Source organism: Terriglobales bacterium (genome assembly GCA_035454605.1).
In the GTDB taxonomy this organism is placed as follows: domain Bacteria; phylum Acidobacteriota; class Terriglobia; order Terriglobales; family Acidobacteriaceae; genus DATMAB01.
In genome coordinates this window covers 1-23,054 of sequence record DATIGQ010000093.1, presented here as the reverse complement: position 1 = coordinate 23,054, position 23,054 = coordinate 1, and the positions used below count along the sequence as shown (strand labels likewise).

The window sequence follows — 23,054 nt, the reverse complement described above, 5'->3', positions numbered from 1 at the left end:
GAGGGTATCCGTCGCTACGAGATGGAGCCGCCCATGCCGATCGATCTGCCGGAACAGGAACAGATCCAGTGCCTCTTCCAAAACGCGCGGCTGGCCGAGTGCAACGATGCCATGGCGCGCGACTACGGCTTCGACTCTGCTACAGAGATGTTGGGAAAGCGAATCGCGGACCTGATGCCCGTTGCCGATCCCCACAACGTGGAACGAATCCGCGGTTTCATTCGGGCCGGCTATCGCACCGTGGAGGCTGAGTCCCGGGACGTGGATCGCTACGGTAACACTATCCACGTGCTCAACAACTCCATCGGGATCGTGGAGCAGGGGCGGTTGGTACGGATCTGGGGGACGCAACGGGACATCTCCGACCGCCGGCGCACCGAGCAGGCCTTACGCGAGAGTGAAGCCAAGTTCCGCGCCGTGGCCGACACCGCGGCTTCCGCCATTTACATCCACGACGGTCAACGCTTCCTCTATGCCAACCGTGCCTGTGAGCGAATTTCGGGGTACACAGAGGAAGAATTGATTCGGATGTCGCCTTGGATCCTCATCCGTGAGGACTATCGCGGGATGGTGCAGGAGCGGGCCACGCAGCGGCAGCAGGGCCAGCCGGTCGTCGGCCGATACGAGTTTCCCATCGTCACCAAGAACGCCGAAGTCCGGTGGCTGGACTTCAGTGCCAGTACCATCCAGTTCGGAGGCCAGGCCGCTATCCTGGCCACGGCCTTTGATGTCACCGAACGGAAACGCGCAGAACAGTTGCAGTCCGCCCTCTACCGCATCGCCGAAACCGCCAGCTCGGCTCACTCGCTCGACGAGCTGTACGCCTCCATCCACGCCATCCTCGGCGAACTGATGTATGCCAAGAACTGCTACATCGGCCTGCACGATGAACCCACCAACGTAGTGCGCTTCCCCTATTTCGTGGATCAGGTGGACCAGCCTCCTCCGCCGCGCCCCTTTGCCAAAGGGTTGACGGAGTACGTACTCCGCACCGGGCAACCGTTGCTGGCCACCCGCAAGGATATCGACGAGCTTGCCCGCAGGGGCGAAGTCGCACAGGTCGGCACCGCCTCCCTGGACTGGATGGGAGTGCCGCTGAAACGTGGTGAGCAGGCATTCGGCGTTCTGGCGCTACAAACCTACGAGTCCAATATCCGCTACGGGGAGCAGGAAAAAGAGGTTCTGACGTTCGTTTCGCATCAGATTGCCCGGGCCATCGAGGCCAAGAGCAGCCAGGAAGCGATGCGGGAGAGCGAGAGCAAGTTCCGCACCGTCACCGAAACTGCCCGCGCCTTGATCTACATCCATGACGGGCAGCACTTCCTCTACGCCAATCCAGTCGCCGAGGAGATCACCGGCTATACCCGCGCAAGCCTGCTGTCGATGCGGCCGACGGACCTTCTGCACCCGGATGATGGGGACCCCCTGCTGAAGCGGACTGCTCAGCTGTTGCGAGGAGAATCCGTGCCCACCCAGCAGGAATTCCGCATCCTTACGAAGAGCGGCAAGGTTCGATGGCTTGAATCCAGCATTGGAATGATTCAGTACGGCGGGCGGCCTGCCATTCTCAGTACTGCGGTGGATGTCACGGAGCGCAAGCGAGCCGAGCAGTTGCAGCAGGCGCTCTACCGCATCGCCAGCCAGGCTAGTTCCGCGTCCGATCTCGAGCGGTTCTACGCTGAAGTCCACGGCGTCGTCGGCGAACTGATGGATGCCCGCAATTTCTACATCGCGCTGTACGACCCTCCGAGCCAAACCATTCACTTCCCTTATTTCGTTGACGAACAGGACGTCACCCCACCGCGGATGAACGTGGGCCGCGGGCTCACGGCCTACGTCCTGCGCACAGGCCGGCCCTTGCTGGCCACACCCGATGTGTTTGCCGAGCTGGTGCGCCGCGCGGAGGTCGATGAGGTCGGCGCGCCCTCCGTGGATTGGCTGGGTGTACCGCTGAAGCAGGGACAAACCAGCTTTGGCGTCCTGGTGGTGCAGAGTTACGACGAAGGAGTGCGCTACGGCGAACGGGACAAGGACATTCTCACCTTCGTTTCACAGCAGATCGCGAGCGCCATCGAGCACAAGCGCAGCCAGGAGGCATTGCGGCGTTCGGAGGCGAGTTACCGGTCGCTGTTCGCGAGCGCAGCCTACGGGATCTGCCGGTCCACCCCGGACGGGCAGATCCTCGATGTCAATCCGGCACTGGTCGAGATGTTGGGCTACGCCTCCGCGGCAGAGCTGCTCCGCCTGAACATGGCTGCCGACGTATACGTGGATCCGGCCGACCGACAATCCCTCCTCGAGCGATTCGCCCACACGGCTCGCTTCGGACCGGCTGAAACCAAGTGGAAGTGCAAGGACGGTCGGGCCATCACCGTACGGTTGAACGGGCGCGCTGTCCCCGTCGGTCCGGCAGGTCTTCGCGTTTTCGAGATGTTTGCCGAAAACGTCACCGAACGCCGCGCGCTCGAAGAACAGCTTCGCCAGTCGCAGAAGATGGAGGCCGTGGGCCGCCTGGCCGGCGGCATTGCCCACGACTTCAACAATCTGCTCACCGTGATCCAGGGTTACACCGAACTGCTGCTCGAACGGGTCGAAGGCGACACCCCCATGCGCGCCGAACTGGACGAGATCGGCAAGGCGGCGGAGCGCGCCACTTCCCTCACCCGGCAGTTGCTGGCCTTCAGCCGCCAGCAGGTCTTGGAACCGAAAGTCCTGGACCTGAATACTGTGGTGGGTTCCATTGAACAGCTATTGCGCCGTCTCCTGGGCGAAGACATTGCACTCTATGCGCACTTAACCTCCGACCTGGGACACGTACGCGCCGATCCCGGTCAAATCGAACAAGTAGTCATGAATCTGGCCGTCAACTCGCGCGACGCTATGCCGCGCGGCGGCAAGCTCGTCATTGAGACCGCCAACGTGGAGTTGGATTCCGCTTATGCCCACGAGCATCCTTCTGTTCGGCCGGGTTCGTACGTCATGCTGGCCGTAAGCGACACCGGCGTGGGTATGGACGAGGAAACGCGCGCCCGCGTCTTCGAGCCCTTTTTCACCACCAAGGAAAAAGGCAAGGGCACCGGACTCGGCCTGGCCACGGTCTATGGCATCGTCAAACAGAGCGAGGGTTACATCTGGGTCTACAGCGAGCCGGAGCAGGGCACATCCGTAAAGGTCTACCTGCCGCGGGTGGATGAACCCGCGCCCAGCGGCACTCCGCAGCCGGCGGCGCCGGAGCGCTATCACGGAAGCGAAACTGTCTTGCTGGTGGAGGACGAAGAAGGCGTCCGCTCCCTGGTGCGGCACGTCCTGGATCGCCACGGTTATCGCGTGCTGGAGGCGCGCCACGGCCGCGAAGCACTCTTGCTCAGCGAGCGCACCGAAGGGGCGATCCACCTGCTTCTGACCGACGTCATTCTCGAGCAGATGAGCGGACCCGAGCTTGCGGCGCAACTCTCGCCCTTGCGGCCCCAACTGAAGGTGCTTTATATGTCCGGCTACACCGACGATGCCATCGGCCATCACGGCGTACTCGCGGCGGGGACGGAATTCCTGCAGAAGCCGTTCAGCACGGAAGCGCTGATGCGCAAGGTGCGGCAGGTACTGGACAGCGCTGACGGTCCTGGCCGCTAGGGCTGGGGGGACTGAGGCCCGCCGGGTCCGGACTCGTCGCTTCCGCCGCTGGGCAGCGGACCGCTCGGCGTGTTCACCAGGCTCGCATGTTTCGGTCCAAGGCCCAGCTTGATGAGCGCACGCGAATCCGGCAGGGTCCGGGTCTGCCAACCGTTATCGGTCTGGTACCGCATCATGGCCTGTTTGGAGGGCTCATCCCACTGCCCCGTAGGCTCACCCTTCAGGTATTTCTCGCGTATGAGAGCTGCCTGAATCTCCCGTACCCGGTCGCTCTGCATCTGCTGCTGGCCACGGCGACGCCACGAAACACGTCTGCGGCTGCGCTTCTTACCGGAAGTGGACCTCTTCTTGGTGCTGGCCACATGGGCTTTCGACTTGGTTCCAGACGGCTTGGCGCTGGTCTTCGAGGACTTCGCGGGAGTACCGCCCAGAGCTTGCACGGAGCACAGCAACAGCACGCAAAGTCCTGCCACCAGGCCGCTGAGTGTCTTCCGCCTCAAAACCCGCACCTCAAAGACGCTGCCGGACCGGGCAGCGGGACTCTGCCCCAGGCTTGGGGCACAGGGATAATCGCACAAGGCGGGCTCAGACGCCACTCCCAAAAGGTGTTGTACAACCGGGTTACGGCAGGGTCCCAGCCAAGAAGAGGGTCGGCGAATCGCGGCCGGTTTTCACCAGGAAAACCACGTCCTGACCGCTCTTGAGCTGGCCCTGGATACGCCGGAAGTCCTCTTCGCTGTTGACAGGCTGGCGGTTGATCTCCAGGAGCACCATGCGCGGCGCCAGCCCGACGTCCTCGCCGAACGAGCCCCGACGGACGTCCTGGATGACTACGCCCTTTCCCGGTGCCGTTCCGAGGCGATCCGCTATTTCCGGGTTGATGGAACGCACGGTGATCCCCAACCGGGCCTCGGTCGGCCGCGAGTCGTCGGAGTCCTCGTCGCGGTCGCCCAGCCGGTCGCTGAATAGTTTGGCGCGATCCGCGATGGTTACGGTGGCCTCTTCCTTCTTTCCGTTGCGAACATAGCCGAGTCGCACCTGCGTGCCCGGACGGCGCGCCGAAATCTCTGACACCAGTTCGTCACCCCCCGAGATGGACTTGCCGTCCACGCTGACAATGGCGTCACCCACGCGCAGGCCCGCCTGCTCTGCCGGACCGCCCGCGCTCACGTCGGTGATAATCACGCCGCTCTGCACTCCATAGACCCGGGCGATGGCCGGGTTGGGTGCAGCGTTGAACACGACACCGATCGAGCCCCGCACGACCTTGTGCTCCGGGCTGATGAGCTGGTTGTATACCTCAGCCACGGTATTTGCCGGCATGGCAAATCCCACGCCCTGGTAGCCATAGGACTGCGTGAAGATCGCGGTGTTGATGCCGATCACCTCGCCCCGCATGTTGACCAGCGGTCCGCCGGAGTTGCCCGGATTGATGGCGGCGTCGGTCTGGATGAACGACTGGAACTGCCGTAACGGCACGATATTGCGTCCCTTGGCGGAGATGATGCCCGCCGTCACCGTCTGCTCAAGGCCAAACGGACTGCCGATGGCCAGCACCCACTCGCCCACTACGGCCGATTCGGAATTGCCCAGCTTGGCAGCCGGCAGCGGACTCTTGGGCTCAATCTTGATCACCGCCAAGTCGGTCTCGCGGTCGCTCCCCACGACCTTGGCGTCATGTCCCGGAACGCCCGGCGGATCGCTTGCCAGGCGCACTCGGATGCGGTCCGCGCGTTCCACCACGTGGGCGTTGGTGACGATGTAGCCCTTCGGATCGACGATGACCCCGGACCCAAGGGACCGCTCGCGAACCCCAGCGCCGTCGGAATCGTTCCCGTCTGGTCCACCAAAGAAGCGGTCAAAGAAATCCTGAAACGGGTCTTGGCCTCGCGGCGCGGGCTGGCGGCGCCGCGGCGTCGGCCGCACCGTGGATTCGGTGTTGATATTCACCACCGAAGGTTCCAGCTCGCGGGCGATCTGAGCAAAGGCTGAGGAGAGCTGCTGCGGGGCCGGAATCTGGATCGGCGCGGGGCTTGCGCCGGCGGAATCAGCATCCTTGCCCTTCACGCTGAAGGAGATCAACGTCCCCATCAGGATACCGATCGCCAACGTGGCCACCACCGTAAGCAGTGAAGCCATGCGGCGGCTACGCAGCCGCTCGAACCACCCACCTGAACCCGAAATCATGACCTGCCTCCGAATGATTACCAATCCCTATTATAGACTTCCGGCGACGGGCGCTTGGACGGTGCCCGCGACCGCTCCCCATCGCATTAGACGCAGCTTGCCGCCAAAGCGTTACCTCGCTAGGCTTCGTCCAGTTCCGCCTGCTCGGCCGGCACTCCCGGGGGCACTGCCGGCTCGGCCGCTCCCCCCTTAAGCTCCGAGAGAAGCACACCTCCCAGAATCAGGGCCGCCCCCAGCAGGCCCCGACCCCCAAGCCGCTCGCCGAGGAAGATGAAAGAGATGAGGCCGGCGAACACCGGCTCCAGCGAGAAGATCAGCGCCGTGTGCGTCGGCGGTGTGAACTGCTGTGCCCAGGCTTGAATGCTGAAGGCCGCCGCTGTGCCCGCAAGTCCGGTCACGGCAATCGCCCACAGAACCGGGGACGACCATATCACCCTGGGCGTCTCGAGCACGGGAACGGCCAACGCTGTCAGAGCTGCCGCCACCGTCAACTGGAGGATGGCGATGAGTTCAAAGGGGTAGCGGTGCGTCGCCCTGCCCAGGTAGATGATTTGGAACGCGAATGCAACGGCGCAGCCCAGAGTGAGCAGGTCACCCAGGTTTATCCCTTCCATCAGCGCTCCAGCGGGCACCGTAAGGAAATACAGTCCGACCAGAGCGAGCGCCACGCCCACACCAGTCCATCGCTTGACTACGCGTCCCCAAAAAAGGGCCATGAAAACCGGCACCAGAACCACCGACACCCCAGTGAGGAACGCGGACTTGGATGGCGTCGTCTCCTTCAGCCCCCAGGTTTGCAGAGCGTAGCCGAGGAAGAGAAAGACGCCGACCGGAAGGCCGGCCCGAACCACGGGTCGTGTAAGCCGGGCCCATTGATGACGGTAATAGATTGCAAGGACGACGGCAGCCAGGCCCATGCGCAACGCGTTCAACAGCAGCGGCGTGGCGTCGGCCAGGGCGGCCTTCACCAGCACGAAGCTGGCGCCCCAGACTACCGTCACCAACACCAGCAGCACATGGGCTTTGTGCAGGCGTGACAAGAATCACCCGGACCGGTCGCTGCGCGCGCCACCCGGCGGCAGACTACTCACTCACCCCTGCGAGCGCCAAGGTGGCCAGGAGAACCCGTTTCAATCCCAGTTCACGGCCGGTGGAGTCATACCACTCGTGCAGGGTGTGGGCATCGCCGCCGGAGCCGCCGGCTCCGATGCTCACGGCCTCGCGTCCCAGCGATAAGGGGATGTTGGCGTCGGTTGAGGCGCGGTGCTGCCTGGAACTGTTGCCCAGCCAGGCATCCACGGCGCGCATGACCTGCAGGATCCGCGCATCCGCAGGAAGTTCTGCGCCCGGGCGGCTGCCGATGACTTTGATCTCATAGCTGAGCAGCGCGTCCGGGCGGTGCCCGCGAGTCTCGCGCCGGCCGACTTCGGCCGCCACGGCCTCATGCAGGGCCCGGTCCAGTCGATCGATCTCTTCGACATCGGCGGATCGGATGTCGATGCGCGCCGAAGCCGACTCGGGAATGGAGTTCACCGAAGTGCCGCCGCTGATCACCCCCACGTTGAGTGTGGTCTTGGGCTCACGCGGTAGGTGCGTATCGCTGAAGCGCGCCAGTGCGCGCGCAAGGATGACAATGGGATTGGGCGTCCCGAAGTCGCTCCAGGAATGACCGCCGGGCCCCCGCACGGTTACCTCGAACCGCCGGCTGCCCAATGCCTGTGTGACGATGGTGTCGGTGGAAGCGCCGTCCAGCACCACGGTGTAAGCGATTCTGTCTTTCCAGCGTGGATCGGAGAACAGGTGCCGCATGCCCCGCAGATCTCCTTCGCCCTCTTCCCCGACGTTGCCTACAAACAGCACGCCATGCTGGGGACGGATACCGGCTGCACGCAGCGACGAAGCCAGCGCCAGCAATGCGGTGACACCGGCGCCGTTATCCGAGATTCCCGGGCCGTACAGTCGATTCCCTTCCCGGCGCACTTCCACGGGACTATCGGCGGGAAACACCGTGTCGATATGGGCCGTCACGGCTACCAGCTTGCCCTCGGAAGATCCCCTCAGCAAACCCAGAACGTTGCCTACGGGATCGATCTGGGTGTCCTCCAGCCCGATTTGCGCGAACCGCGAGCGGAGCCACTCGCCGCGTTGCTGCTCACCATGCGGAGGAGCGGCAATTCCCACCAGGTCCATCTGCATCTGCAACAGTTCTTCGCGATGATCAAGGAACCACGCCAGGGCAGCGCGCACGTCGGCGCGTTCCGCCAGCCGCGGGATCGCAGGCGCCGGTGAAGCGGCCCGAGCCGAGGAGCGCAAGGGAGTGACCGGTGCCATCAGTAGAGCGCCTCCTAGAACCAGTACGGTCGCGAGCGGATGCCGGCTCATTCGTTCGGTCGGCAGCATACATCGAAGACGAGGATCAGCGCGCGTTGTCCTTGCGCATGTGCAACTCGGTGCCCTCACGCGCAAAGCGGACCTCATCCATCAGTCGGCCGATCATGAAAATACCGCGCCCGTGGTCGGCGTAGAGCTGCTCGCCCACGTTGGGCTTGGGTATCGCGGCTGGATCGAACCCTGGTCCAGAGTCGCGCACCACGATCACCAGATTCCCGGAGGGATCCGCCGCCACCCAGCAGTACACCGTTTTCGAGCGGTCCCGCTTGCACCCGTGGATGACCGCGTTAGCCAGCGCCTCCTGCAGTGCAAGCCCAATCTCCGCTTGCTTTTCCTCGGGGAAGCGCAGCTCGCCGGCGATCGCCATGATGCGCTCCACCATGGGAGCGATCTGCTCTACGTCGGCGGCGAAGCTGGTCTCGAGTCGCATCTCCAGCCGGTCGGTACCAAAGTCAGGGGGCGGAACGCGAAGGCCAGGCATGGGGCTATTCCGCTCTCCCCGCAACCGGCGCGTGGCAGCACTCCAGGATTTCCGCCTCGGTCAGCAGACGGTCGGAGGTCTTAGCGCGCTTCAGAATGCGTTCTACCAGCTCGTCGCCGGGCGTGATGCCGTGATGGTCGAGCCAGAATAGAACGTTGGACTTCCCGGACATGGGGCCGATTTCGATCGTCTGTCCCAATCCGAAATAGTGGGCCGGGACCCCGGAGTACACCGTGTTGGCCAGTACGACATCCTGCTTCTTGAAGGCCTTAATCACCGCCGCCGCATGCACACCCGTTGCGGTGCGGAAGGCATCGCTTCCGACCACCGGGTAGTTCCTGGGGATAGGTACTCCGGTGGCGCGCGAAACCGCCTCGCAGTAGTCTTTGAGGCGGCTCAGGTCCTGCTGGTCCCAGGGTGGGACGCCCATCAGCTTCAGGTTCACCAGCATCTGGTCCATCTGCGTGTTACCCACCCGCTCACCGATCCCAATCGCACACGCATGCACGCAGTCGGCGCCGGCGGCCAGTGCGGCCAGGGAGTTGGCCACCGCCAGGCCCCGGTCGCTATGGCCGTGCCAGTCCAGACGGATCTTCTCACCTGCAGGCTTCACCACCTCGTCCAAGACGAAGCGGATGAGCGCGTGCACGCCCGCGGGAGTGGCATGGCCCACAGTGTCGCATACCACAATGGCACGCGCCCCGCATCGAATGGCGGTGCTGTACATCCGCTTGAGGGTCTCGGGATCGCAGCGGGTCGTGTCTTCGGTCACGTACATGACACGCAAGCCGAGAGATACCGCGTACTTCACCGCATGCTCGGTGGTGCGCAGCAGGAAGTCGTCGGTCCAATCTTCGGTGTAGCGCCGGATGGGGCTGGAGCCGATGAAGGTCGCAGCTTCGATGTCCAGCCCGGTCCGTTGCACGATTTCCGCGACCGGCCGGATGTCGTTTTCGTGCGTACGGCAGGCGCAGTTTGCGCGGATCTTCAGCTTCGCGCTCACGATCTCGCGCGCCAGCCGCTCGACGGACTCCACCGCCCGCGGCCCCGCGCCGGGCAGGCCCAGGTCAAGAGACTGGATGCCCAGAGCCTCCATCAGGTGAAGTATCTCGATCTTCTCTGCGATCGTCGGGTCTTTGACGGAAGGCGACTGTAGGCCGTCGCGCAGAGACTCGTCGTTGAGCAGCGCGGCCGCCTTGGGCTGCGGCTCGCCGCCCCCCACCTGGTTCCAGTCGTAGATGAGTTCGGAGCGGTTCACTACTTGTCTTTGCTCTCCTTCGACGGCACCGTCAGGCCAAACACCGACAGCTGGCCGGCGCCGGCCACGTTGATGCCATGCGGCTCATCGGGGTGAGGGAGATAAAGCGTCTTGCAATGTTCGCAGCGATAGAGGACCGCATCCGGACCCAGGGCCCTTTCCACGTCGCCGCATGCCTGCTCGCGCACATCGGCGGTGTAGAACCAGCGCTTCAGGTGGCCGGCGCACAGCTTGCCTTTCTCATTCTTCTCGTTGCAAGAGCGTTGTCCGGGCTTGATCTTGACCTTGACCTTGTGATGGGGAAGTTGGGGAACCGTGGTTTCGGCAGTGGCGTTCGCAGTGCTGGACAAGGCCGGTTCTTCCTCTCCTGGGATTCCCGAAATCTCGGCCGGAGCCTGCGAGCCTCACCCGACGCTCACCGGCGCGCTTCGGTCCTGGGCTTTCCGGCTCAATTGTACTCGAACTGTCCGCGTCCCCAGCTATGCCAAGTTTCGGCCCGACGGCCTAGAGCCTGCCTTCGCGGAAGAATGCGGCGAAGGAGCGCAAGCCGCCGCGCACCCGGCGCAGCAGCGAAGGTGCGAACAGGAAGTCCACAAAGCCCTCCATCTGGGGACCGAACTCAGGCCCATAGCCGTACCACCACACCTTTTTCGTGTAGGGCAGGCGGTCCGAGTCGATGTACTTGGCACGCACCATCTCTTCCAGGCCCAGGCGTCCGCGGGTGCGGCCCAGGCCGCTCGACTTCACGCCGCCATGGGGTGCTTCGCTGATGCCGAAGCAGCTCACCACATCGTTGATCATCACCGTGCCAGCATCGAGGCGTGCCGCCAGCTTCTCGCCACGCGCCGAATCGCCGGTCCAAACGCTGGCCGAGAGCCCGAACTCACTGTCGTTCGCCAGACGCACTACCTCCTCTTCGTCCTCGAACGGCATCACCGGCAGCGCGGGACCGAAGGTCTCATCGCGCATGATTTGCATGGAGTGGTCCACGTTGGCCAGCAGCGTAGGAGCATAGAAGTTTGCCCCCAGGTCAGGCAGGCGATGACCGCCCGTCAGGATGCGTGCTCCATGCAGGCGGGCCTCGGCCACATGTTCCTCCACTATGCGCAGTTGACCTTCATGGATGAGCGGACCGACGTCGGTAGCACGATGCATCCCGTTTCCTATTCGCAGCCGTTGCGTCTTGGCCAGGCAAAGCTCCAGGAAGTGCTCGTACTGCCGTCGCTGCACATAGCAACGCTCCACCGAGAGGCATGTCTGGCCGGCGTTTACGAAAGCGCCCCACACCGCGGCACTCGACGCCACATCGAGATCGGCGTCATCCAGAACCACCATGGCGTCCTTGCCGCCCAGTTCGAGGACTACCGGAATCAGCCGCGCGGCAGCGGCTTGGGCCACCCGGCGGCCGGTGGCAACACTGCCCGTAAAGAAGATCTTGTCCACAGGCGCTTCCACCAGTGCCGCGCCCGTGACCCCGTCGCCGAGCACGACCCGGAACAGGTTCTTCGGCAAGCCTGCCCGCGCCAGCAAGCCGCGCAGTTCCACTGCGGTGAGCGCCGTGTACTCGGAGGGTTTCAGCACCACGGCGTTGCCGGCGGCCAGCCCGGCCAGCACCTCGCCCGCAGGAATGGAAAAGGGATAGTTCCAGGGCGAGATCACGCCCACTACACCCCAAGGCTCGCGCCGGACCTGGCCCACTTTGGCCTTCATGATCAGGTTGCCGTGCGGGACGGCCTCATCGCGCAGCATGGCGGGACCGCTCTCCACCAGGAATCGACAGGTGTCGAGCACCACCAGCACTTCGGTCAGCAGGGCTTCCACATACGGCTTGCCGGTCTCGCGGGTGATGAGCTGGGCAACCTCGGTCTTGCCCTCCTGCAGAAGGCGCTGGAAACGCCGAAGTACCTTCAGCCGTTCCCGCGCAGGGAGCACTCCCCATTCGGCCTGGGCGTCGCGGGCGTTCAACACCGCAGCACGCACATCGGCCACGGTGGCGCAGTCGAAACGCCCCAGGACCTCACCGGTCGCGGGGTTGCGCGACACGATCTCCCGCTGCGTGATTTGCGCTTCTGACGCCACGAAAAAACCTAAGATCGCCTGGGGTCGGATATAAAGGCCAGTTCGGGGGGACTGGCGTAGGCCTCTACTGTTACCACAAAACGGACCGGAGAGTGCAAGAAAAGCCGGGTTTGTTTCAGTACTCCACGCTTGCCAGGTACAAACCGCTGGCAGGCGCCGTCCCGCCGGCCGCGCTGCGGTCCTTGAGCTCCAGTATTCGGCGCAAACCGGCTTCGTCCAGGGAGCCTTTCCCGACCAGCAGGAAAGTTCCAACCAGGTTCCGCACCATGTGGTGCAGGAAGCCGCTGCCACGCACCTTGTACACCAATTCTTCGCCCTCGCGCTCGAATCCGGAAGAGTGAATGGTGCGGATGTTAGAGGCTTCCTCCCCTTCATGCGCGCGCTCGGGATCTACCGCGGCGAAGGACGTGAAGTCGTGCTCGCCCTCCACCAACCGAGCCGCTCGCCGCATGGCCTCCTCGTCCAGCGGGAAGGGATGGTGATACACGTAGCGGGCCAGAAAAGGCGGACAAACTGACCCGCGATGGATGCGATAGAGGTAGGTCTTAGCCTGGACCGAGTGGCGGGCATGGAAGTGGGGTGGCGCTTCTTCCGAAGTGAGTACACGGATCGCAGCCGGCAGGATGTCGTTCAGGGCTTTATGCAGGTTGGCTGCCGGAATCGGCGACTCCAACGCCACGGAAGCTACCTGCTCCAGCGCGTGCACTCCGGCATCCGTACGGCCGGACCCTTGGGGCAGGACACGCTCGCCGGTAATCTGCTCCAAAGCGGCGGCCAGTGTGCCCTGCACCGTGGCCAGGCTCGGCTGCACCTGCCAGCCGTGGAACTCGGCGCCATCGTACGCCAGAGTAAGCTTGAAATTGCGCATTCCCGCTGCGTGTCCTTCGTCCGATTCCGGCCCGGCTGTGCGATATACTATCGGACTTTCGTCCCGGAGACGCCTGCCCGCGGAGAGCCGCTCCCTCGAAGAAAGCGGAAACCCGGGTGCTGCGATTTGCGTATAAACCGTTGACGATTTCGAACTTCGGCAGTCTCTACGAGGAAGCCCGGAGCACGAGAAGGTAGGGAGAGAAGCGCATGCGTCTTTCTTTTTGTCTTTCGAGGGGACTCTTGGCCGCCCTGGTGGCGGCCCTGCTGACGCCGGTCGCGGCGTCGGCGCAAGAACAGCGAATCGACTATTCCAAGCCACGCTCGCATCTGCCCAACTTTGTAGGACCCTATATTCCCCGCCGGGTCCCGGAGCCGCGGACGACCAATACCGAGCGCATCGACCAACTCATGGTAGGCGGCGAGATCCGCCTGTCGCTGGCCGATGCCATCGCGCTGGCGCTGGAGAACAACCTGGACATGGCCATCGCCCGGTATAACCTCCAGATCGCCGATACCGACATCCTCCGCACCAAGGCTGGCCAGGCCACCCGCGGCGTGGCTACCGGCCTGGTGCAAGGCACCCCCGGAGGCGGTGTGGGCGGCTTTGGCACCGGCGCGGCCGGCGCGGGCGCCGGCGGCACCACGGGTGGCGCGGGTGGGGCGGGTACCGGTGCAGCCGGCTTGGTGACCAGCACGGTGGGCACCGGAACGGCCATCGACTCCTTCGATCCCTCGCTGAGCGCGACGCTTAACATCAACCACGCCACGTTTCCGCTTTCCAACACCGTCACCACCGGCGTGCCCAGCTTCCAGCAGAATACCGGCACCGCCAACTTCACCTATAGCCAGGGGTTCCACACCGGAACCGCCATGCAGGTGGTCTTCGACAACTCCCGGCAGACCAATAACAGCTTGTTCTCCACTCTGGTGCCGCAGGTGAATACCTCCTTCCGGCTGAGCATCCGCCAGCGGCTGCTCGCCGGGTTCGGCCTGGGGCCGAATACGCGCTTCATCCGCATCGCCAAGAACAATCGTGAGATTTCCGACGTGGCCTTCCGCAACCAGGTGATCAACACCGTCTCCCAGATCCAGAATATTTATTGGGACCTGGTCAATGCTTATGAGGACGTCAAAGTGAAGCAGCGGTCCCTCGCCCTGGCCAACAAGACCTTGTCAGACAACCGCAAGCAGGTCGAGATCGGGACCCTGGCGCCCATTGAGATCGTGCGAGCCGAGAGTGAAGTGGCCACCCGCAACCAGGAGTTGATCGTGGCTCAGACCAATCTGCAACTGCAGCAACTCCTGATCAAGAATGCCATCACCCGCAACTTGGGCGAAGCCCGCATCGCCGCCGCTCCCGTCATCCCCACCGACACCATGGTGGTGCCGGAGCAGGAGCCGGTGGGGCCCATTGAGGATCTGGTTCACGAAGCCAAGCAGGGTCGCCCGGAGCTAGTGCAGGCGCGCATCGATCTCACCAACCGCGAAATCAGCATCAAGTCGGCGCGCAATGCCCTGCTGCCCACCGTGGATTTCGTGGCCTGGTATGGCACTTCCGCTCTGGCCGGAGTGCAGAACCCCAACAACGTGACCATCCCCCCCGGCAGCATCCCCACCACCGGTTTTTACAGCGCGTTCCACAGCCTGATTGACGCCGATAACCCCGATTATGCCGTCGGGTTGAACATCACCATCCCTATCCGCAATCGGGGTGCGCAGGCCGACCAGGTGCGCTCGGAGCTGGAATACCGCCAGGCTCAGCTTCGCCTGCAGCAGCTCGAGAACCAGGTAGGCATCGAGGTCCGCAACGCCCAGTTCACCGTGCAACAGAACCGCGCGCGCGTGGAAGCAGCGCGCAAGGGCGTGCAACTCGCGGAGGAATCGCTGGATGCCGAACAGAAGAAATACGCACTCGGCGCCTCCACCAACTTCCAGGTGCTGCAGGCGCAGCGCGATCTGGCACAGGCCGAATCCAATCTGGTGGCGGCCAACGGAGCCTATGAGAAGAGCCGCGTCGAACTGGACCGTGTGACGGCTGCTACGCTCACCCGCAATCGCATTGAATTGGGTGATGCCGAAAGCGGAATGGTACGCACCCTGCCCTCGGTGCCCGGCGTCTCGCCCCGCGTCGAAGAGCAGCCAAAGCCGCAAGCCCAGTAACCTCAGCCCGGCAAGTCCCATCTGGGGGATCTGCCGGGCTTTTCTTTTTCGTGTGGCGGCCACGGTGTAAGCTGGCCCGTCCCCGGGAGGACATTCCATGAGACTGCTTTCCACAACCGCGCCGCTCGCCTGGCTGATCGTTCTGTCCTTGTTTTCGCTGCTGGCGTTTTCCGATTCCGGGTCGAAAACGGAGAGGCGTTACTTCAAACCCGATGGCGACTTTCCTTTCAGCAATGGCGTCGTGGTCGGCGATACGCTCTATCTCGCGGGCCACATCGGCCTCGACCCCAAGACGCAGAAGCCGCCCGCGACGGCGGAAGAAGAGGCCCGCCTGGTGCTGGAAGAGTTCAAGGCCACGCTCGGCCGCGCCGGCATGACGATGGAAGACCTGGTCTACGTGCAGGTGTTCTGCCCCGACGTCTCCCTGTGGGGCCAGTTCAACCAGGTGTATCGAACCCATTTCGGCAAGGACTTCCCTGCCCGCGCCTTCGTCGGTTCCGGACCTCTGCTCCTCGGCGCTCGCTTCGAGGTGCAGGGTATTGCCGTGCGGCGGTAATGCTCGCGTGGGGCGTCACCGCGTTGGGTCAACCCCTTTGCCATACCCCGGCGTCCCGGTATGCTGGGGCGCGTGAAGCTCTCGGTCGTCCTCATCACGTGCAACGAGGAAGCCAACATCCGCCCGACGCTCGAGAGCGTACGCCCGCTGGTAGCGGATGGCGTCGGCGAGATCATCGTGCTGGACTCCGGCTCTACCGACCGCACGCGGGAGATTGCCGAGTCTCTGGGCGCGACAGTTTTCCTTGAGCCCTGGAAGGGCTACGCCGCGCAGAAGAACTCAGCCATCGAAAAGGCTGCGGGCGACTGGGTGCTGAGTCTGGACGCCGATGAAAGCCTGGAACCAGCTCTGGTCGAGGAAATAACCGCGGCCCTGCGGAGCAGTCCCGAAGCTCACGCCTTCTGGATTCCCCGCAAGAACTACTTCCTGGGCCGCTGGATCCGCCACGGCGGCTTCTGGCCCGACCCCAAGTTGCGCCTGTTCCGCCGTGGATCGGGACGGTTCGAGGAGAGGCCTGTACATGAAACTTTGAAGGTCCAGGGGGCGACTGCCCGCCTGCACCAAGCGCTGATCCATCGTTCGTATCCCACCCTCACGGAATACCTTGAGCACATGCGCCGCTATGCAGACTTGGGGGCCGAATTGATTCGCGACAAGCCGCGCTGGTGGCTATGGCTCAATCGCTGGCTCAATCCCCCGCTGACGTTCCTGTACAACTATTTCCTGCGCCTCGGCTTCCTGGACGGCAAAGAGGGCCTCCTGCTCCACCGCAATCACGCCCGCTACGTCGGCTGGAAATACGCCAAGGCGTTAGAATTGACGACCAGACGCTCCGAGACTTAGGCGCACGGACAATCCCCGACTGCGACCACAGCAAGCCACTCTCGGATTGGACTCGACCGCGATTCCCGCATCGTTGCGGCCATGCAGTTCATCTTCTATGATTGCCCCATGGCGCCAGAGCGTAAGCCCGCGGAAAAGCTCGCCGAAAGCCCCATTCAGGACGTCTTCGAGGGCCGCCATCCATCCCAGTCCGAGAAAGAGTGGGCGGAGGAGGCGCTCGCGCCCACACTCGAGCGCCATCCGGAGAAGCCCATCGGCGCGCCTACCGGCGTCAATCAGGACGAGCACGGGAACGCGCGTTTTACCACCATTTCCGGCGTTCCTATTCGGAGGCTCTACACCCAGGCCGATCTGCCGGAAGACTGGAGCTACGAGAAGCACCTGAACTATCCCGGCCAGCCGCCTTACACCCGCGGCATTCACGCTTCCGGCTACCGCGGCAAGCTGTGGACCATGCGCCAGTTCTCCGGCTTCGCTTCGCCGGAAGAGACCAACGAGCGCTACAAGTACCTGCTGGAGCACGGCAGCGGCGGGCTCTCCGTCGCCTTCGACCTGCCCACCCTGATGGGCTATGACAGCGATCATCCCGCCAGCGAAGGCGAGGTCGGCAAGTGTGGCGTGGCCATCGATTCGCTCGAGGACATGGAGATCCTGTTTAACGGCATCGACCTGGAACACACCACCGTCTCCATGACCATCAATTCGCCTGCGTCGGTCCTGTGGGCGATGTACCTGGCGGTGGCGGAAAAGCAGGGCGCCGACTGGAAGAGGATCTCCGGCACCACCCAGAACGACATCCTCAAGGAGTACATCGCGCAGAAGGAGTACATCTACCCGCCCGCACCCTCCATGCGGCTGGTGGTGGATACGTTCGAGTTCGGCTCCGCGTTCACGCCCCGCTTCAACACCATCTCCATCAGCGGTTACCACATTCGCGAAGCCGGCTCCACCGCGGTCCAGGAGCTGGCCTTCACGCTCTACGACGGCATCGAGTACGTGGAATGGGCCCGCCGGCGCGGCCTGGACGTGGACGAGTTCGGCCCCCGCCTCAGCTTCTTCTTCAACGCGCACAACGATTTCTTCGAGGAGATCGCCAAGTACCGCGCCGCGCGCAAACTCTGGTACGGGGTGATGAAGGACCGCTTCGGGGCGAAGAACGACCGCACCCGGCTGTTGCGCTTCCACACGCAGACCGCCGGTGTCTCCCTCACCGCGCAGCAGGCCATGAACAACATTGCGCGCGTGGCCATCCAGGCTCTGGCCGCGGTGCTGGGCGGAACGCAATCCCTGCATTGCGACGGCTTCGACGAAGCCCTGGCCCTGCCCACCGCCGATGCTGCCCGCATCGCGCTGCGCACCCAGCAGATCCTGGCCTACGAGTCGGGCGTGCCCAACACCGTAGATCCGCTCGGCGGCAGCTACTTCGTCGAGAAGCTCACGCTGGAGATGGAGGAAGGAGCACAAGAGTACTTCAAGAAGCTCGACGCCATGGGCGGCATGGTGCAGGCCATCGAGCGCGGCTACCCGCAAAAGGAGATTGCGGAGTCCGCTTACCAGTACCAGCGCGCCGTCGAGGCCAAAGAGAAGATCATCGTGGGCGTGAACGAATTCACGATGGAAGAAGACCGTCCGCCGGATACGCTTTACATCGATGAATCCGTCGCCCGCCACCAGTCGGAGAAGCTGGCCGCGCTCAGACAGCGCCGCTCCAACGACGAAGTCCGCCGTCGCCTCGATGCGCTGAAGCGTGCCGCTGCCCAGGAACCCAAGGCAGCCGGCAACGGCCGCGTCTCTGACGCCAACACCATGCCGTACATCCTCGAGTGCGTCCGCGCCTACGCCACCGTAGGTGAAGTCTGCGAAGCCCTGCGCGAGGTGTACGGGACCTACCAGGAGACCAGCGTCACCTAGCCCCGCACTTCCAAAGGCATTCCGCACCGATGCAGCACGCCCTCAACCACCTGCGCCGTTCCGATCCTGTGCTGGGCGCCATCATCGAGCGCGTGGGCGAGTTCCGCATGGAGTACGACGAACCCTCGTTCGACACGCTGGCGCGCGCCATCATCTACCAGCAGTTGAGCGGCAAGGCAGCCGCAACCATTGCCCGTCGCGTGGTCGAAGCCTGCGGGGGCAAGCTCGAGCCGGAGCGCATTCTCGCGCTCCATCCCAACAAGCTGCGCGCCTGCGGGCTCTCCAAACAGAAGCTGCGCTACGTGCGTGACCTGGCGCGCCACGCACGCAATGGCGAGCTGGATCTTGAGTCCCTGGAAAAAATGGAAGACGCGGAAGTCATCGCGGTGCTCACACGCGTGAAAGGCATCGGCGTGTGGACCGCGCAGATGTTCCTCATGTTCGCCTTGCGCCGTCCCAACGTCCTGCCCACCGGTGATCTGGGCGTGCAAAATGCCATCCGCCGCGCCTACCGCAAGCGCAAGGTCACGCCTCGCCACGTGGAGCGCATTGCCCGGCCCTGGCACCCCTACTGCTCGGTCGCGGCCTGGTACTTGTGGAAGTCGGTGGACGGCGCCGCGCAATTCTGAGGCTTCCATCCCGAACTGCTTCTGCGCCAATCGCTTACGGCGTCACCTCCGCTCCTTCAGCCTGCTACCATTCGGGCTTCCCCCGGGCAGAATTTGGTTGTCACCGGCGGATCGCTGAACGATAATCACTAACGGCTCTGGCGTAGTTCGCACACGTTCGCGCGGCCCCTTGTGCCGCTCGGTGGTTCGTGTGCCACTTCGATTACGCCGGAATGAAGCACTTTTCGCGCCTTTTCACCCCCACGAACAACCGCCGCCTGAATGAGCTGATCGGCTTGCTGCAGTTGGTGGGAGCGCTGTTGTTGTTGCTGGCGCTTGCCTCCTACTCGCCGCTCGATCCGTCGCTCAACACGGCGGCTTCTCCCGGGGCATCGCATCCCGCCCGCAACTGGGTGGGCATGGTGGGCGCGGTCATCGCGGACCTGCTGCTGCAGTTGGGCGGCATTCCCATTTTCCTGCTCCCGGTGATGCTGGGCATGCTGGGCCTATGCTGGTTCCGTTCGCGACCGGTCAGTTCACCCGTCGCCAAGTCGCTGGGATGTGGGGCGCTGCTGCTTTTCCTGCCCGCGCTGCTGGCAATCCTGCCCTGGCACCCGCGCTGGCTGGGCGCCATACCCATCGAGGGCCTGCTGGGACGTATTCTCGGCGACTTCCTGATCCACTATCTCAACGTCGCCGGCGCCTACCTGGTGGCGCTGACTGCCATTGCCGTGGCGCTCTATCTCTCGACCGCCTTCTCCTTCGGCGCGATGCGATTGTGGCTGGAGACCCGCTTCGCCTTCGCGATTGCCGCCCGCGACCGCTTGATGGACTGGCGGAATGCGCGCGCCAAAGCACACGCGCAGCGCGAGCTGGAAAAACGTCGCATCGCCGCCCAGCGGGCCGCGCTCCAGGCAGCACAGGTCCGCAAGCAAGTACCCCCATCTACGCCGCCGAGCAAGACGGTTGCGGAGAGACTGGCGGAGAAGCTGGCGGAGCGCCGAGCCATGACGGCCGCAGCGGGGCCCCAGTCAGCCACTCTCGGAGCCCCGACTGCTCCCGCTCCCTTCCGGAGCGATTCCAGGCCGGCAGCCGCAGGAGAAGAACCGCAACTGGGCTCGCGAGCCGATGCCGCGCTCAAGACAAAGACGGTGATGCCGCGCATCACCGGGGGTTATCGCCTGCCCTCGAGTTCCCTGCTGCACCGCCCCGAGGAGCAGGGTGTGGTGGATGAAGAGCAGCTTCGCAACCTGGCGCAGATTCTCACGGAAAAGTGCGCGGAGTTCGACGTGCACGGCCAGGTGACGCATATCAATCCCGGCCCGGTGGTCACGACGTTCGAACTCAAGCCGGAAGCGGGCATCAAGTACAGCCGCATCACCAATCTCGCCGATGACCTCTGCCTGGCGCTGCGCGCCGAGAGCATCCTCATCGAGCGCATGGCCGGCAAGTCCACGGTCGGAATCCAGGTGCCGAACCGCGAGCGGGAAACCATCTGGCTGCGCGAAGTGATCGAAGCGCAGGAGTTCGCAGCCTCCAAGTCGAAGCTGACCCTCTCCATGGGCAAGGACATCAACGGCCGCCTGGTGGTGGCCGATCTGGCCACCATGCCGCACCTGCTCATCGCCGGCGCCACCGGCACGGGCAAGAGCGTAGCCATCAACGCCATGATCATGTCCATGCTCTACAAGGCCACGCCCGAGCAGATTCGTTTGATCCTGGTTGACCCCAAGCGGCTGGAGTTGGGCATCTACGAAGGCGTGCCGCACCTGTACACGCCCATCATCACCGAGCCGAAGCTGGCGGCCTACGCGCTGCGCAACGCCTGCCGCGAGATGGAGCGGCGGCTCAAGCTCCTGGCCGAGCACAGCGTGCGCAACATCGACCAGTACAACAAGCTGTTCGGCGACGAGCATACGCCCAGCCTGTTCGAGAAGCAGGACGAGGCCAACCGGCCACTTCCCTACATCGTCATCGTGATCGACGAACTGGCCGACCTGATGATGCTCGACCGGGCCAACGTCGAGGAGTCCATCACCCGGCTGGCGCAGATGGCGCGAGCCGTCGGCATCCACCTGGTGCTGGCGACGCAGCGGCCCTCCGTGGACGTCATCACCGGACTCATCAAGGCCAACTTCCCGGCGCGCATCTCCTTCCGCGTGGCCACCAAGGTGGACTCGCGAACCATCCTCGACGCCAACGGCGCCGAAGCCCTTCTGGGCCGCGGCGACCTGCTTTACCTGCCGGCGGGCTCGGCGCGCGTTCATCGCCTGCATGCGCCCTACGTCACGGAAAAGGAAATCACCGCCGTGGTCGAGTTCTGGAAGGCGCAGGCTTCCGCCCAGTACGACGAGAAGTTCCTGCAGGCGCCGCGCGATGAGAATGCGCGTGGCGAAGGCGGCGAGGACGGCGGACTGGGCGACGAGGAACAGGACGAGCTCTACGAAGACGCCGTGCGCCTGGTGGTGGAGTTCGGCAAGGCTTCGACGTCGCTCTTGCAGCGGCGTCTGCGCATCGGCTACGGACGCGCCGCCCACCTCATCGACCTGATGGAAAAAGACGGCATCGTGGGCGCCGCCGACGGCCCCAAGCCCCGAGAAGTCCTCAAGAAACCTGACTGGCTCTCCGAGGTCGAAGAAGCCCTGCGTTAGCTTCCTAGGTCTTCAGGCTGCGCAGCGCCAGCGCGCCCAGACCAGCCACGGCCAGGATGAGCGCGGCCCACAGCACCTCCGGATGGCGGTCGCTCCACGGCCGACGGTCGGGACGCCCGGTATACCCTGCACTTTCCCGCGGGCCGGCAAGTCCGGCCCTCGCCGCCGACTCTTCCGCGCGGAAGAATTTTGCGTAATCGTAGACCGGTGCTGTCAATTCGGGGTCGCCGTAATACAGCCGCAGCCGCTCCTTGCCCTTGGGATCAAAGTAGACGCGGCGCTCCGTGAACCACGCGCGGACCGCCGAAAGGCGCAGCGGCGGATCGTCGCCATTTTCGATGACCACGCGGAAGCTGCGCGAGCGCAGGCCCGGCAGCTCGAACGTCAGGCTTTCCGTGCCGGAGTCGGCGGCGCGTGGCAGGCGCACGCGCGTGACCGTGCCCGACGCTACTTCGCGACCCTCGGCGTTGAATACCCGGAAGTCGCGGCGAAAGTTCTCCTGCCCGTCCTCCACTTCGAATGACAGCCGCTCCAGCGGAACATTGGCTGGCGCATCCCAGGTGATGACGGTCGTGCGTCCGTCGCGCGTGAAGCGGGGACTCACTCCGATCTCCGTCCAGCGGCCGGGCACCTCTTCTACCCTTGCCACCTTCGCGCTCACGACCTCCCCGGGCTTCACTGCTCCTGCCAGCGTGATGCGCAGGTAGCGGAAGCGCGAATCGGGTAGTCTCAGCGTGAAGTTTCGCCCCAGCTTTTCCCGCGTGAAGTCGTACAGGGTGCGCGTTCCCAGATTCACCCAGCGCGATTGGCGCAGGTTATCCTGGCCTTCGACGGTCGCTTGTGCGATGAAGTCGCGCGCGTCCAGGCCGAGCGTGATGCGGTTGTATTCCTCGACTTTGGAGACATCGAGCACGAACTGCGTTCTGCCTCCGATGGTCCCCGGCTGGAGCACGCGCACTTCATCCTCGGTAGAGCGCGAGGCCGAGTGTTGCACCGCGAGAGCGTACGGAACTTCCGTTCCCTCCAGCGTGTACAGGCGGAGGTCGCCAAGATCGTTGCGCGCCACACGGAACATCTCGGCGTCCACCACAGCGTAGTTCTGCCGCTCCGGATCGCTCACGGAGACGTCGCGCACGTGCGTGAAGTAGCTGATCGAGGCGTCACTCGCCGCCCACGCCGGATGCGCCAGAGCTGCCAGAAGCAGTACCGCCAGCCGCCACCTCATGACGTCCCTCCAGCAGCGCCACGCTCCTCCGCGCGGCTGCGCGCGGAAAGCTTGAGCCAGTCCCGCTGATAGACGAAAGAGACTCCCAGCAGCAGCACGCCCAGCGCAATCAGGCTCATGATGCGGTAGCCCTTCTCCAGTTCCGAGACGTCGTAGATGAAGACCTTCATGATGGTCACCGCCAGCAGGATCAGGGCTTGCCAG

18 protein-coding genes are annotated in these 23,054 nt (G+C 64.1%); 7 read left to right on the top strand and 11 right to left on the bottom strand.

Features of this window, described 5'->3' with window-relative positions; genetic code table 11:
• Nucleotides 1-33 precede the first annotated feature (33 nt).
• Nucleotides 34-3,630: a PAS domain S-box protein gene (locus tag VLE48_06775; GenBank protein ID HSA92697.1), complete on the top strand. Its 3,597-nt coding sequence runs from the start codon at nucleotides 34-36 to the stop codon at nucleotides 3,628-3,630.
• On the opposite strand, the gene VLE48_06770 is transcribed toward VLE48_06775, so the two are convergent.
• From VLE48_06770 to truA, 9 genes are all read right to left on the bottom strand, one after another.
• Nucleotides 3,627-4,130: a peptidoglycan-binding domain-containing protein gene (locus VLE48_06770; protein ID HSA92696.1), complete on the bottom strand. Its 504-nt coding sequence runs from the start codon at nucleotides 4,128-4,130 to the stop codon at nucleotides 3,627-3,629. The two genes, VLE48_06775 and VLE48_06770, sit on opposite strands and share 4 nt — an antisense overlap.
• Before the next feature lie 121 nt (nucleotides 4,131-4,251).
• A complete protein-coding gene (locus tag VLE48_06765) occupies nucleotides 4,252-5,817 on the bottom strand; it encodes a Do family serine endopeptidase (protein ID HSA92695.1) in 1,566 nt (521 codons plus the stop codon).
• Between the two features lie 119 nt (nucleotides 5,818-5,936).
• Nucleotides 5,937-6,857, bottom strand: coding sequence for a DMT family transporter (locus VLE48_06760; GenBank protein HSA92694.1), 921 nt, complete (start codon nucleotides 6,855-6,857; stop codon nucleotides 5,937-5,939).
• Nucleotides 6,858-6,900: 43 nt separating this feature from the next.
• Nucleotides 6,901-8,148, bottom strand: coding sequence for a M20/M25/M40 family metallo-hydrolase (locus VLE48_06755; GenBank protein HSA92693.1), 1,248 nt, complete (start codon nucleotides 8,146-8,148; stop codon nucleotides 6,901-6,903).
• Nucleotides 8,149-8,233: 85 nt separating this feature from the next.
• Nucleotides 8,234-8,689, bottom strand: coding sequence for an ATP-binding protein (locus tag VLE48_06750; GenBank protein ID HSA92692.1), 456 nt, complete (start codon nucleotides 8,687-8,689; stop codon nucleotides 8,234-8,236).
• Between the two features lie 4 nt (nucleotides 8,690-8,693).
• Nucleotides 8,694-9,947 (bottom strand): LeuA family protein, encoded by a 1,254-nt coding sequence (locus VLE48_06745; GenBank protein HSA92691.1) that lies wholly within the window; start codon nucleotides 9,945-9,947, stop codon nucleotides 8,694-8,696.
• Entirely contained in the window at nucleotides 9,947-10,297 is a 351-nt protein-coding gene (locus VLE48_06740; GenBank protein ID HSA92690.1) for a hypothetical protein, read from the bottom strand. The genes VLE48_06745 and VLE48_06740 overlap by 1 nt, the downstream gene beginning before the upstream one ends.
• A 154-nt stretch (nucleotides 10,298-10,451) precedes the next feature.
• Entirely contained in the window at nucleotides 10,452-12,026 is a 1,575-nt protein-coding gene (locus VLE48_06735) for an aldehyde dehydrogenase family protein (protein HSA92689.1), read from the bottom strand.
• 115 nt (nucleotides 12,027-12,141) lie between these two features.
• Nucleotides 12,142-12,894, bottom strand: a complete 753-nt coding sequence (truA, locus tag VLE48_06730) for a tRNA pseudouridine(38-40) synthase TruA (GenBank protein ID HSA92688.1) — start codon at nucleotides 12,892-12,894, stop codon at nucleotides 12,142-12,144.
• A 242-nt stretch (nucleotides 12,895-13,136) separates the two neighbouring features.
• Here truA and VLE48_06725 point away from each other — a divergent pair, with 242 nt between their 5' ends.
• From VLE48_06725 to VLE48_06700, 6 genes are all read left to right on the top strand, one after another.
• Entirely contained in the window at nucleotides 13,137-15,056 is a 1,920-nt protein-coding gene (locus VLE48_06725; GenBank protein ID HSA92687.1) for a TolC family protein, read from the top strand.
• Nucleotides 15,057-15,153: 97 nt separating this feature from the next.
• Nucleotides 15,154-15,612 (top strand): Rid family hydrolase, encoded by a 459-nt coding sequence (locus VLE48_06720; protein ID HSA92686.1) that lies wholly within the window; start codon nucleotides 15,154-15,156, stop codon nucleotides 15,610-15,612.
• Between the two features lie 72 nt (nucleotides 15,613-15,684).
• Complete coding sequence (locus tag VLE48_06715) at nucleotides 15,685-16,455, top strand: glycosyltransferase family 2 protein (GenBank protein HSA92685.1); 771 nt, start codon at nucleotides 15,685-15,687, stop codon at nucleotides 16,453-16,455.
• A gap of 108 nt (nucleotides 16,456-16,563) precedes the next feature.
• Entirely contained in the window at nucleotides 16,564-18,366 is a 1,803-nt protein-coding gene (locus VLE48_06710; protein HSA92684.1) for a methylmalonyl-CoA mutase family protein, read from the top strand.
• A gap of 29 nt (nucleotides 18,367-18,395) precedes the next feature.
• Nucleotides 18,396-18,995, top strand: a complete 600-nt coding sequence (locus tag VLE48_06705; protein ID HSA92683.1) for a DNA-3-methyladenine glycosylase — start codon at nucleotides 18,396-18,398, stop codon at nucleotides 18,993-18,995.
• A 212-nt stretch (nucleotides 18,996-19,207) separates the two neighbouring features.
• Nucleotides 19,208-21,625, top strand: a complete 2,418-nt coding sequence (locus VLE48_06700) for a DNA translocase FtsK (GenBank protein HSA92682.1) — start codon at nucleotides 19,208-19,210, stop codon at nucleotides 21,623-21,625.
• Between the two features lie 4 nt (nucleotides 21,626-21,629).
• On the opposite strand, the gene VLE48_06695 is transcribed toward VLE48_06700, so the two are convergent.
• Together VLE48_06695 and VLE48_06690 are read right to left on the bottom strand one after the other, a co-directional pair.
• On the bottom strand, nucleotides 21,630-22,850 hold the full coding sequence (locus tag VLE48_06695) for a DUF3999 family protein (protein HSA92681.1): 1,221 nt from the start codon (nucleotides 22,848-22,850) through the stop codon (nucleotides 21,630-21,632).
• The coding region (locus VLE48_06690; GenBank protein HSA92680.1) for a DUF2339 domain-containing protein at nucleotides 22,847-23,054 on the bottom strand (208 nt) is incomplete at its 5' end. The genes VLE48_06695 and VLE48_06690, both read right to left, overlap by 4 nt.

Bases quoted from the DNA above. Each gene is read 5' to 3' on its own strand.
- VLE48_06775 (HSA92697.1), top strand. From the start codon at position 34: ATGCCGATCGATCTGCCGGAACAGGAACAGATCCAGTGCCTCTTCCAA.
- VLE48_06765 (HSA92695.1), bottom strand. From the start codon at position 5,817: ATGATTTCGGGTTCAGGTGGGTGGTTCGAGCGGCTGCGTAGCCGCCGC.
- VLE48_06755 (HSA92693.1), bottom strand. From the start codon at position 8,148: ATGGCACCGGTCACTCCCTTGCGCTCCTCGGCTCGGGCCGCTTCACCG.
- VLE48_06750 (HSA92692.1), bottom strand. From the start codon at position 8,689: ATGCCTGGCCTTCGCGTTCCGCCCCCTGACTTTGGTACCGACCGGCTG.
- truA (HSA92688.1), bottom strand. From the start codon at position 12,894: ATGCGCAATTTCAAGCTTACTCTGGCGTACGATGGCGCCGAGTTCCAC.
- VLE48_06720 (HSA92686.1), top strand. From the start codon at position 15,154: ATGAGACTGCTTTCCACAACCGCGCCGCTCGCCTGGCTGATCGTTCTG.
- VLE48_06710 (HSA92684.1), top strand. From the start codon at position 16,564: ATGGCGCCAGAGCGTAAGCCCGCGGAAAAGCTCGCCGAAAGCCCCATT.
- VLE48_06705 (HSA92683.1), top strand. From the start codon at position 18,396: ATGCAGCACGCCCTCAACCACCTGCGCCGTTCCGATCCTGTGCTGGGC.
- VLE48_06700 (HSA92682.1), top strand. From the start codon at position 19,208: ATGAAGCACTTTTCGCGCCTTTTCACCCCCACGAACAACCGCCGCCTG.
- VLE48_06695 (HSA92681.1), bottom strand. From the start codon at position 22,850: ATGAGGTGGCGGCTGGCGGTACTGCTTCTGGCAGCTCTGGCGCATCCG.